The sequence below is a fragment of the Chroococcidiopsis sp. CCALA 051 genome, assembly GCF_003015105.1.
Lineage (GTDB): Bacteria > Cyanobacteriota > Cyanobacteriia > Cyanobacteriales > Chroococcidiopsidaceae > Chroococcidiopsis > Chroococcidiopsis thermalis.
Map to the genome: position 1 here is coordinate 1 of NZ_PYCI01000188.1, position 10,927 is coordinate 10,927.

Below are 10,927 nucleotides of genomic sequence, written 5' to 3' on the forward strand. Positions count from 1 at the left end.
CCCTTGTCTCCCTTGTCTCCCTTCGCCCCCTAATCCCCACTCCCTTCGGTCGTGGGGAAGAGCGAGTTCCCCCTTGTCCCCCTTGTCCCTTCCCCTAAAATGAATCACACTTGGCTAATGCCCAGCCATTTTGTCATGCTGGGTCTATTACTAGGATTTGCGATCGCCCATAGCGGTTTAGCCGCCCTGCGAATGCAGGCAGAAAAAGCAATTGGTGCTAGGCTTTATCGTGTCTTATTTGCTAGCGTCAGCTTACCTTTAGCTGTCGGTTTAGTAATTTACTTTTTCAACCATCGCTACGACGGAGCGCAACTCTGGCAAGTACAAGCTGTCCCAGGCGTGCGCGAGATTGTTTGGGTGCTATCTGCTGTTTCTTTCCTCTTTCTTTATCCCGCTACATTTAATTTACTGGAAATTGCCGCAGTCCAAAAACCCGAAGTCCATCTCTACGAGACGGGAATTATTCGCATCACCCGTCATCCGCAGATGGTAGGACAGTTGATTTGGTGTATTGCCCATACTTTATGGTTGGGAACGAGTTTTACCCTCGTCACTTCCATTGGCTTAGTCTTACATCATCTCTTTGGAGTGTGGCATGGCGATCGCCGCTTGAGTCAACGTTATTCAGAAGCATTTGAAAAAGTTAAGTTTCGCACCTCCATCGTTCCCTTTCTAGCGATCGCGCAGGGACGGCAAACATTAGATTGGCAAGAATTTCTCCGCCCTGCATACATAGGTGTTGCCATTTTTATCTTTTTATTGTGGCGATCGCATCCCCTGCTGATCCAAGCTACAGCCAAAGTTCCCTGGTAGTGGGGAATTCAGAATTAACTACTTGGAAGTTCGCGATTCCCGAGTCCCCAATAGCTGACAAAATCGATCTTTCCCACTTTTGAATTGATCCCGAATCGATGTAGCATAATTCCAAGTTGATAGCAAACTCAGATAATTCCGCCTAGAGGAAACATGATATTGTCAGTTAACGAGCGGACGTTTACAAAAGAAGTTTTAGAATCTTCAGTTCCAGTTTTAGTCAATTTTTGGGCTCCCTGGTGTGGGTTGTGTCATTTAATCCAACCTGTACTATCAGAGTTTCACAAGCATGGTAGCCAGCACGTCAAGATAGTGGGCGTAAATGCCGATGAAAATTTTAGATTATCCAATACTTATCGACTCACAACCTTGCCCACACTGATTTTGATTGAGAAAGGTATTGTCAGACAGCGATTAGATCGCCTACATAGTCGAGATGAACTTCGGCAAATCCTAAAGTCAATTCAGTACGACTACGCTAACTCCGTTCGACTTGAAATAGGGGCTAGGAGCTAGAAAGATAAGTGGCTGGGGACTAGTGTTTTCTAGCAACTAGCCACCAGTCACTAGCCACTAACTACTCTCCTACCCCTTAGTAAAGCTAAAGTCATAGTAAGTTTTCCCCATCTAGGTTCCCTCAGGTGGGGTATTTTACGATCGGAGCCATGTGTCACAATTGTTAACAGTTTGGAGTAAGCGATTAGTCGTCAGAGGTTATTCATCATCAGTTATTTGTAATCAGTTCCATACAAATGACAAATGACAAATGACAAATGACAAAAAAGCTAATAGCTTCATTGAGTAAGTTAGTAGTAAAGTTCTCAAAGTAGGCGCAAGTGATGGAAGCTATCTATCAATATGCCTGGCTGATTCCGGTGTTACCCTTGGTCGGGGCGATGCTGGTCGGTCTGGGGTTAATATCGGCAAATCAGGCGACTAACCGCCTGCGGCAACTCAATGCTGTATTTGTCATCTCTTTAATGGGAGCAGCAACGGTACTGTCTTTCGCGATTCTTTGGAGTCAAATCCAAGGACACGCGCCCTATACCAGAACCCTGGAATGGGCAGCAGCCGGAAATTTCCATTTAAGTATGGGATATACGATCGACCATCTGACAGCCATGATGTTGGTGGTAGTGACCACGGTAGCTTTGCTAGTGATGGTGTATACCGATGGTTACATGGCTCACGACCCAGGTTACGTGCGCTTCTATTCCTACCTGAGTTTGTTTGGTTCTTCCATGCTCGGTCTGGTGGTCAGCCCAAATATCGTCCAGATTTATATTTTCTGGGAATTAGTAGGGATGTGTTCCTACTTGCTCGTTGGGTTCTGGTACGATCGCAAGGCAGCAGCAGATGCTTGTCAAAAAGCATTTGTCGTCAACCGTGTGGGTGACTTTGGTTTATTGTTGGGCATTCTAGGACTTTACTGGGCAACCAACAGCTTTGAGTTTGGTGAAATTGGCGAACGGTTGCAAACTCTGGTTGAATCGGGTTCTATCAGCAGTTTCTTGGCGGTTGTATTTGCCGTTCTCGTTTTCTTGGGTCCAGTTGCCAAGTCAGCTCAGTTTCCCTTGCACGTCTGGCTACCGGACGCGATGGAAGGTCCCACTCCCATCTCAGCTTTGATCCACGCGGCGACGATGGTAGCAGCTGGGGTATTTTTGATCGCTCGGATGTATCCCTTGTTTGAAGGCATCCCAGCAGCAATGAATGTGATTGCCTATACTGGTGCGTTTACGGCATTTTTAGGGGCAACGATCGCAATTACTCAAAACGACATTAAGAAAGGCTTGGCTTATTCCACCATCTCTCAATTGGGTTATATGGTGATGGCAATGGGTTTAGGCGCGTATGGCGCGGGATTGTTCCACTTAATGACCCACGCTTACTTCAAAGCAATGCTCTTCCTTGGCTCCGGCTCAGTCATCCACGGGATGGAAGCTGTTGTCGGTCACGACCCCGTTTTGGCGCAGGATATGCGACTCATGGGAGGATTGCGGCGCTATATGCCTGTGACGGCAATTACTTTTTTAATTGGCTGTTTGGCAATTTCGGGAATTCCGCCTTTTGCTGGTTTTTGGTCGAAAGACGAGATTCTAGGGGCAGCTTTTGCCACGAATCCTTTACTTTGGGGTGTAGGCTACCTGACAGCAGGAATTACGGCTTTCTACATGTTTCGGATGTATTTCTCCACATTTGAAGGGAAATTCCGAGGCAATGAAATGGAAATCCGCCACGAACTGAAATCGGCAGCCCTCGTACCTAATTTTGGACCAGGGGCGATGGATACGCGAGAATTGGCAGCAACCGCTAGCAGCCACGACAGCCATGATAGCCACGGACACAGCGAACATCCCCATGAGTCCCCTTGGACGATGGCTCTACCTTTGGTAGTCCTAGCTATCCCGTCGATGCTGATTGGTCTGGTGGGTACGCCGTTTGCTAATTACTTTGAGGAATTTATCTATCCTCCCAGCGAAACTGCGGCTATGGCGATGGAGAAAGCTGCCGAGTTCGAGCCGACAGAATTCTACACTTTGGCAGGGGCTTCGGTAGGGATTTCTTTGATAGGAATTACTTTGGCTTCGTTGATGTATTTGTGGCGCAAGATCGATCCTGCCGCGATCGCCGCCAAAATTCGACCGCTTTACGAGCTATCGCTCAATAAGTGGTACTTTGACGACATTTACGACAAAGTGTTCGTCCAAGGTAGCCGTCGCCTTGCCCGTCAAGTGATGGAAGTCGATTATCGCGTTGTCGATGGTGCGGTGAACCTCACGGGCTTCTTTACGCTCATCAGCGGTGAAGGCTTAAAATACCTAGAAAACGGTCGCGCCCAATTCTATGCCTTGATTGTGTTTGCCGCAGTCCTCGGTATGGTCATCGTGTTTGGCGTAACTTGAAGCAGGGGCTAGGGGCTAGGGGCGCTTAGGCTAGAGAAAGAGGATAAGAGGGACAATTCACGATTAAATCACTCCTGTCTTCTGTCTCCTGTCTCCTTCTTTTGATAACTGGTCACTGGTCACTGGTCACTGATTCACTACTCCCTATTCCCTAGTTAGAGATGAATACAGCTAATTTTCCCTGGCTGACAATAATCATTCTGTTTCCAATCGTTGCCTCGCTATTCATCCCGCTACTGCCACCTTCTAAAGAAGGCTCGACGGGACGCTGGTATGCTCTGGTAGTGGGGCTAATTGATTTTGCCATTATCGTTTACGCATTTTACACTCAGTACGATCTGGCTAATCCAGAGTTGCAATTGGTGGAAAGGTATGCTTGGGTTCCTCAATTGGACTTGAATTGGTCGGTAGGGGTCGATGGTTTGTCGATGCCCTTGGTGATTTTGACAGGGTTTATCACGACGCTGGCAACTTTAGCGGCTTGGCCCGTAACTTTGAAACCCCGCCTGTTCTACTTTTTGTTGCTGGCAATGTATGGCGGACAGATTGCTGTATTCGCCGTGCAGGATATGTTGCTGTTTTTCCTGGTATGGGAATTAGAACTGATCCCAGTTTATTTATTGCTGGCAATCTGGGGTGGTAAGAAACGGCAGTATGCTGCAACCAAATTCATTTTGTACACTGCTGGCGGATCGCTCTTTATTTTGGTAGCTGGTTTGACGATGGCATTTTACGGCGATACCGTAACATTTGACATGCGATCGCTGGCTGCTAAAGATATTCCCCTTAACTTTCAGCTTTGGCTGTATGGGGCTTTCTTAATTGCCTACGGCGTAAAATTACCAATCTTCCCGTTACACACTTGGCTACCAGATGCCCACGGTGAAGCGACAGCCCCAGTACATATGTTGCTGGCTGGTATTCTGCTGAAAATGGGTGGCTATGCCCTGATTCGGATGAATGCGGGGATGCTTCCCGATGCTCATGCTTTCTTTGCCCCGGCGATGGTAATTCTGGGGGTAGTAAATATCATCTACGCTGCTTTAACATCTTTTGCCCAACGGAACTTAAAGCGCAAAATTGCTTATTCTTCAATTTCTCACATGGGATTTGTGGTCATTGGGATCGCTTCCTTCACCGATTTAGGATTGAATGGCGCGATTTTACAAATGATTTCCCACGGGATGATTGGCGCGAGTCTATTCTTCCTCGTTGGGGCAACATACGATCGCACCCATACCCTGATGTTGGATGAAATGGGTGGTGTCGGGCAACAGATGCGGAAGATTTTCGCCATGTGGACGACTTGTTCGATGGCATCTTTGGCACTGCCAGGAATGAGCGGTTTTGTTGCAGAATTGATGGTATTTGTAGGCTTTGCAACTAGCGATGCTTATAACCCCACTTTCAAAGTGATTATCGTCTTTCTGATGGCAGTCGGTGTGATCTTGACGCCGATTTATCTCCTTTCCATGCTGCGAGAGATTTTCTACGGGCAAGAAAACAAAGAATTAACTTCTCACGAAGCTTTAATTGATGCCGAACCGCGAGAAATATTTATTATCGCTTGTCTGCTAGTACCAATTATTGGTATTGGTTTGTACCCGAAAATGCTGACTCAAATGTACGATGCAACAACCATACAACTGACAGCTCATTTAAGGGAATCAGTGCCAACATTAGCAGAACAAAAGCCAACGCCAGCTGTATCTTTGAAAGCGCCTCAATTGGCGATCGAATAGTTGGCTTGTACGAGATTTTTTCAGCCCTTGCCGCGTTGTCGGCAGGGGTATTTTATTTGCTCTTAATAACTTTTCTATTTCTGTCGATTGTTACTTCTGCTTGATACTACCAATGAAAATGAACGATGAACAATGGTTTTTGCTGAAGCAGCGATATCCTATCGGTCGTAAGTTTTGGGCAAGAGTGGGAAGAATTAAACTCTTTGGTATATTTGTCGAAATTAGCGATAGTCCGAAGGATAGCAATAAGTATATAGGATTAATTGATATTGGTCATATAGCTCTCTACAAAGAGGGGAGTCAAGAACTGCCCTTAGATAATACTCAGTGGGCGCAAGAAGGTGCTTACATTAATTGTATCGTTAGTTATTACCGCGAACACGGTAAACAGCTTGGCTTAAGTTGGCTGGGAAAAAGTAGTCAATCTAAACCTGAATAGTAGTGTTACAAATCTACGATTAGGCTATAGAAACAATATGCAAATTGTCTAAGTTGAAATATATTTAATTGGCAAAATTGCTACTTGCCAGATTTTGTTAGTAGTAGGGTGGGCAATGCCCACCCTACACTTTAATTTCACTCATTGAACATGAATTTTTAAAAGTTAAAATTTCGATCCATACTATTATAAAAAGAGAAATTTCCTGTACTGTAAAAGAATAAATCTACAACTACAGGAGCGCACTGAGATGTTTCAACTTGGCTCTCTTTTCTGCTCGTTCGTTGGTTCCATTGGCGGTTCGTTAGTTGGGTCAGTTGCGGGGGCAATTGTAGGAGGCATTGGCGGTTCGATTGGTACGGCACTCCTTGGCTCTTTAGTTGGTTCTCTGGCGGGATCGGTAGTCGGATCGCTGGTGGGGGCTGTTGTTGGTTCGGTTGTGGATTCAGCAATGGATAGACTCTGGGACGAACTCACCGAACAACAGAAAGATATGTATCCGATGAAGTCTGCTGCGGTTTAATTTGAATATTTAATGGGAAAAACGTTCTAATCCCGCTAGCGATCGCGCATAAGGGGTTTCGTGCAGGTGTGCCTTGCCCACAGAGCCGAAGAGATGCAATTTTTCGGCGATCGCTTCCTGCATTGCCGCGATCGCCACGCCTGCTATATCGAGTAAGTCACTACCATTACCCGCGCAAACTTCCTGTTTGAGCGATCGCATGTAAGCTTGTCGTATTTCAGTATTGACATTAAACTTACACACGCCTAATTGAATCGAACGACTAATCATCCACCCTGGCAACCCTGAAGCGCCATGCAAGACAAGGGGAATATCAATTAAGCGGCGAATGCGGGCAAGGCGATCGAAATCCAAACGGGGCGGATTTTTATATTCTCCGTGAACGTTACCAATCGTTACTGCTAGAGCATCTACCTGCGTTGTGCGGACGAATTCAACTGCTTGCACAGGATCGGTCATTTTGGCTTCTTTTTCCGCGATCGTTAAGCCATCTTCAGTACCGCTGATGCGACCAATTTCAGCTTCGACGATCGCGCCGCGTGTATGAGCTAACCGTGTCATCTCCCGCGTAAATGCCATATTTTCTCTATATGGTAAATGAGAGCCATCCGCCATAATCGAGTTCATACCTGCGGTGAGGGCTTGGCGAATATCATTAGCATTGGTACTGTGGTCGAGATGAACGGAAATAGGGACTGTAGCAGCGCGTGCGGCTTCTAAACACATTGCTACTAAAGCCGATCGCCCGTACTTTAAGGCACTCGGATGGATCTGCAACATGGCAGCACTACGATGCATCTCGGCTGCACTCACTACCGCTTTGACTCCTTCCAAGTTATAGATATTAAAAGCTCCGATCGCGTAAATATTCTGCCGTGCTGTTTGAAGGAGTTCTTGGGTAGAAGCAAGCATAGAAAGTTAAAAGTCAAAAGTTAAAAGTCTAACATCTGTAATAAACAAATAATTCTGCCGATAAACCCGCCTGTACTCTCATAAGGGGGCGCTCCATCCACCATCTTTGTCGGAGTTACGATCGCTTGGTAAATCCGTCCGTACAGATGCTAATTAGTCTACACTTCTACCACATGAATTTCATCGAGTTGAGAAATTGCCACGTCGGCTGCTTCTAAATGGGCGGCTTCGGGTCTGCCCCAGCAAATGCCAATACAACCCGCTGCCCCTGCATTGCGTGCCATTTCAATATCGGCAGCAGAATCTCCTACCATTAAGGTATCGTGGGGTGCTACACCCAAGGATAAGCAGGCTTGTAAAAACAGGGCGGGGTTAGGTTTGCTGATTATAGTATCTACGCCCATTTGTAGCTGTACGTAAGCTTCCAGTTGATGGCGTTGGACGAAGGCGCGGACTCGTTCTGTAGAGGCAGCGGAAAGAATTCCCAGTTTAATGCCAGCATCGCTGAGATATTTCAAGACTTCTAAGCTGCCTACAAATAAGGGTGAAGGGGCAGTACCGATATACTGGTCAGCTTCCTCAAAGGTACGACGCGCGATCGCCAAGGACTCGAACCAACTGCGCCCAGTCTCGGCAATATAAGCAGCTGCGGCAATTTCCGTTTCGCGCCGACTACCTACGGCTAACAGTCCTGTCGGATCGAGGCGATCGCCATTAATCCCAAATGCCATCAGCAGGGGTTCGCCAATCCCAGGAATTTGAGCATCGATCAGGCGCGATCGCTTTTGTCCTAAATTGCGCAAATACTCTTCAGAATTTTCTAACGTGCCGTCTTTATCGAAGACAATTGCTTGGATATTACTGAAGCGCTTGTCTTTACATTGAATTGTTACCATCGTGTTGTGTTACGCTTCTGCCTGAGATTTACTGTAATTTTCTGGAACAGGTATTTCTGCCTCAGTGCAATAGAGCTTTCAGCCTTTTAACTTTTGACTTTTAACTTTTGACTTTTGACTTTGCTTAGCAATGGACTTCATTTTACGACAAGCACGCCTAGACGAGCGTGTCCAAATCGAACGATTAATTGCTGCGTCTGCACGGGGATTGAGTCGAGAAGATTACACTGACGAGCAGATTGAGGCGGCGATCGCTGCGGTTTTTGGTGTCGATACAGATCTGATTGTAGATGGTACGTACTTTGTTGCCGAGGCTGCTCAAATGTTGGTGGGGTGCGGTGGTTGGAGTAAACGCAAAACGCTATTTGGCGGCGATCGCTATAGCGATCGCGAGTCAGGCTATCTCGATCCCAACTATGATGCGGCAAAAATTCGAGCTTTTTTCGTCCATCCCGACTGGGCAAGACAAGGCATCGGCAGAGCGATTTTACAACGATGTGAAATGGAAGCTCAAGCCAGTGGTTTTCGATCGCTGGAATTAATGGCAACCTTACCAGGAGTGAAACTGTATCGAGCATACGGGTACGCGGGTAGCGATCGCGTTGTCTACACAATTGGCAATGAAGTCAGGATTGAGTTTGTCCCCATGAGTAAGGCGATCGCGCAATTGTAGAGGCGGGTTTATCGACATGTCTAACTACAAATCAATCTGAGTGCTAAACCCGCCCTCCGAGATCTGGCGATTTGGTAAGGACGCACGGCTGCGCGCCCCTACAACCCATTATTCCACCAGAAGCAATCGCCACAAAAAAAGAGGGTTTAACCCTCCTTGGTGTAGAGACATTACATGTAACGTCTCTACATGCGATTTGCATAATTTTTTTACTCAACTGCTGCTGGCAAATCCTCATCAGATGCTGGCAATTCCTCAGCATCAGTAGCAACAGGTTCTTCGGTATCGACAGCAACAGGCTCTTCGGTAGCCGCCGGAATCTCTTCTTCCACTGCTACTGGTTCTTCTACCTCAGCAGGAGCATTTAGATCGATTCCTTGTTGCTTAGCTGCCATTTGTTCGCGATATCTCGCAGCCATTTCTTCTGCTTTATCGTAAACCAAGTCGCGGTTCTTGATCATGTCGCCTGGTTCTGGCTCTAGCTGTTTTGTAGACAGAGAAATCCGACCCCGTTCGGCATCCAAGTCAATGATCATGACTTTGACTTCATCGTTGACGTTGAAGACGCTGTGAGGTGTATCGATGTGGTCGTGGGAGATTTCCGAGATGTGCAGCAGACCGCTGACACCACCAATATCGATAAATGCACCGTAAGGCTTGATCCCGCGTACCGTACCGATGACGACTTCGCCAACTTCCAAGCGGTTCATCTTGCGCTCGACTAAAGCGCGACGGTGTGAAAGTACCAGACGGTTGCGGTCTTCATCAACTTCTAGAAACTTTAACGGTAGCTCCTCGCTGACCAACTCTTCTTTAGGCTTGCGAGTGCTGATGTGGGAACCAGGAATAAATCCGCGCAGACCTTCGATTCGCACGAGTGCGCCGCCACGGTTTGTAGCGAATACGAGCGATCGCACCGTTGCATCTTCGTTTTGTAACTGTCTAACGCGCTCCCAAGCTCGCATATACTCAATGCGGCGAATCGAAAGCGTTAGCTGTCCGTCTTCGTTTTCATCGGTAAGAATGAAAAACTCCCGCGTTTCGTTGGGCTGCAAAACTTCTTCTGGAGCATCCACCCGATTTATCGACATTTCTTGGATGGGAATGTAGGCAGCGGTCTTAGCACCAATGTCAATCAGAGCGCCCCGTGGCTCCATGCTAAATACCGTACCAGCTACGATGTCGCCAGGGCTGAAGTGGTAATCGTATTTGTCGAGTAAAGCCGCGAAATCTTCGTGAGTAAAGCCTATTTCTGTAGTAAGTGTTTTCTGATTGACCATGCTGGTTGTTTCCTGGGAATAGTCTCCGAAAGGTTTTTCCTCCTCTCGATGTATATGCAAGGCGAGCGTAGGCAGATTACACCTACATCTCTGATTCCATCCTAACGTAGGAGAAGTTAATCTAAACGCAATTTAAGTACAGACTCACAATTATAACTGAGCTTTGCGAATAAATTTACTGAAATTCTTTAGATGTAGTTCGAGTCGATAGAGTTTGAGTTATGGAGGCGATCGCGATAAAATCTCTCAATCGGCGATCGCCACAGTATGAGCTGAAGATTCATGGCACTGGCAATATTCACCTTCAATCGGGATATTATTTGAGGTTTCCTGACGCGATAGATCGTCCAAAGTTTCGACAAAATCTTTCATAGTTTGAAATTGGCGATAAACAGAAGCAAAACGCACGTAGGCAACTTCACTCTCGCATCGCAGGTGTTTGAGGACTAATTCGCCAATTTCCAAACTGCTAACTTCCCGCGAGACACGTTGTTGCAGTTCTGCTTCAATTTCATCGACGATCGCCTCCATCCGCAAAGCCGAAATTCCCGTTTTCTCGCAAGCGCGGACAATTCCTCGTAAAACTTTAGAGCGATCGAATAACTGGCGATCGCCATTCTGTTTCAGAACGGTAATTGGAACAAATTCAATCCGTTCGTAAGTTGTAAAGCGGCGATGACAACGCAAACATTCCCGTCGCCTACGGATACTCTGTCCCGCTTGCGCAGAACGCGATTCTAAAA

At 46.8% G+C, this 10,927-nt stretch carries 11 protein-coding genes; 7 read left to right on the top strand and 4 right to left on the bottom strand.

Annotated features, from left to right (window positions below; all coding sequences use genetic code 11):
• The first annotated feature begins 99 nt into the window (after positions 1 to 99).
• The 6 genes from C7Y66_RS28265 to C7Y66_RS28290 all read left to right on the top strand — a co-directional run bounded on the left by C7Y66_RS28265 (position 100) and on the right by C7Y66_RS28290 (position 6,423).
• Positions 100 to 813 carry an NnrU family protein gene (locus C7Y66_RS28265; RefSeq protein ID WP_106548113.1) on the top strand — a complete coding sequence of 238 codons (714 nt, stop codon included), beginning with the start codon at positions 100 to 102 and terminating at the stop codon, positions 811 to 813.
• Between the two features lie 153 nt (positions 814 to 966).
• Positions 967 to 1,329 carry a co-chaperone YbbN gene (locus C7Y66_RS28270; protein ID WP_015157343.1) on the top strand — a complete coding sequence of 121 codons (363 nt, stop codon included), beginning with the start codon at positions 967 to 969 and terminating at the stop codon, positions 1,327 to 1,329.
• A gap of 323 nt (positions 1,330 to 1,652) precedes the next feature.
• Positions 1,653 to 3,719 (top strand): NAD(P)H-quinone oxidoreductase subunit 5, encoded by a 2,067-nt coding sequence (locus C7Y66_RS28275; RefSeq protein WP_106548114.1) that lies wholly within the window; start codon positions 1,653 to 1,655, stop codon positions 3,717 to 3,719.
• Between the two features lie 161 nt (positions 3,720 to 3,880).
• Positions 3,881 to 5,461: an NAD(P)H-quinone oxidoreductase subunit 4 gene (locus tag C7Y66_RS28280; protein WP_106548115.1), complete on the top strand. Its 1,581-nt coding sequence runs from the start codon at positions 3,881 to 3,883 to the stop codon at positions 5,459 to 5,461.
• Positions 5,462 to 5,579: 118 nt separating this feature from the next.
• Entirely contained in the window at positions 5,580 to 5,900 is a 321-nt protein-coding gene (locus C7Y66_RS28285; protein ID WP_106548116.1) for a hypothetical protein, read from the top strand.
• A gap of 250 nt (positions 5,901 to 6,150) precedes the next feature.
• Positions 6,151 to 6,423 carry a hypothetical protein gene (locus tag C7Y66_RS28290; RefSeq protein WP_106548117.1) on the top strand — a complete coding sequence of 91 codons (273 nt, stop codon included), beginning with the start codon at positions 6,151 to 6,153 and terminating at the stop codon, positions 6,421 to 6,423.
• Positions 6,424 to 6,432: 9 nt separating this feature from the next.
• Here the strand turns inward: C7Y66_RS28290 and C7Y66_RS28295 are convergent, their stop codons facing one another.
• Together C7Y66_RS28295 and C7Y66_RS28300 are read right to left on the bottom strand one after the other, a co-directional pair.
• On the bottom strand, positions 6,433 to 7,335 hold the full coding sequence (locus tag C7Y66_RS28295) for a class II fructose-bisphosphate aldolase (protein ID WP_106548118.1): 903 nt from the start codon (positions 7,333 to 7,335) through the stop codon (positions 6,433 to 6,435).
• Positions 7,336 to 7,493: 158 nt separating this feature from the next.
• Entirely contained in the window at positions 7,494 to 8,231 is a 738-nt protein-coding gene (locus tag C7Y66_RS28300; RefSeq protein ID WP_015157348.1) for an HAD family hydrolase, read from the bottom strand.
• A 130-nt stretch (positions 8,232 to 8,361) separates the two neighbouring features.
• Between C7Y66_RS28300 and C7Y66_RS28305 the strand changes: the two genes are divergently transcribed.
• On the top strand, positions 8,362 to 8,904 hold the full coding sequence (locus C7Y66_RS28305; RefSeq protein WP_106548119.1) for a GNAT family N-acetyltransferase: 543 nt from the start codon (positions 8,362 to 8,364) through the stop codon (positions 8,902 to 8,904).
• Between the two features lie 209 nt (positions 8,905 to 9,113).
• Here the strand turns inward: C7Y66_RS28305 and C7Y66_RS28310 are convergent, their stop codons facing one another.
• Together C7Y66_RS28310 and nrdR are read right to left on the bottom strand one after the other, a co-directional pair.
• Complete coding sequence (locus C7Y66_RS28310) at positions 9,114 to 10,184, bottom strand: 30S ribosomal protein S1 (protein WP_015157350.1); 1,071 nt, start codon at positions 10,182 to 10,184, stop codon at positions 9,114 to 9,116.
• 246 nt (positions 10,185 to 10,430) lie between these two features.
• Positions 10,431 to 10,927: transcriptional regulator NrdR (gene nrdR, locus C7Y66_RS28315; RefSeq protein WP_106548120.1), on the bottom strand; the 497-nt coding region annotated here is incomplete at its 5' end.

Excerpts from the sequence above, each read along its gene's own strand:
- C7Y66_RS28280 (WP_106548115.1), top strand. The coding sequence starts at position 3,881 with ATGAATACAGCTAATTTTCCCTGGCTGACAATAATCATTCTGTTTCCA.
- C7Y66_RS28265 (WP_106548113.1), top strand. The coding sequence starts at position 100 with ATGAATCACACTTGGCTAATGCCCAGCCATTTTGTCATGCTGGGTCTA.
- C7Y66_RS28300 (WP_015157348.1), bottom strand. The coding sequence starts at position 8,231 with ATGGTAACAATTCAATGTAAAGACAAGCGCTTCAGTAATATCCAAGCA.
- C7Y66_RS28270 (WP_015157343.1), top strand. The coding sequence starts at position 967 with ATGATATTGTCAGTTAACGAGCGGACGTTTACAAAAGAAGTTTTAGAA.
- C7Y66_RS28290 (WP_106548117.1), top strand. The coding sequence starts at position 6,151 with ATGTTTCAACTTGGCTCTCTTTTCTGCTCGTTCGTTGGTTCCATTGGC.
- C7Y66_RS28295 (WP_106548118.1), bottom strand. The coding sequence starts at position 7,335 with ATGCTTGCTTCTACCCAAGAACTCCTTCAAACAGCACGGCAGAATATT.
- C7Y66_RS28310 (WP_015157350.1), bottom strand. The coding sequence starts at position 10,184 with ATGGTCAATCAGAAAACACTTACTACAGAAATAGGCTTTACTCACGAA.
- C7Y66_RS28285 (WP_106548116.1), top strand. The coding sequence starts at position 5,580 with ATGAACGATGAACAATGGTTTTTGCTGAAGCAGCGATATCCTATCGGT.
- C7Y66_RS28275 (WP_106548114.1), top strand. The coding sequence starts at position 1,653 with ATGGAAGCTATCTATCAATATGCCTGGCTGATTCCGGTGTTACCCTTG.
- C7Y66_RS28305 (WP_106548119.1), top strand. The coding sequence starts at position 8,362 with ATGGACTTCATTTTACGACAAGCACGCCTAGACGAGCGTGTCCAAATC.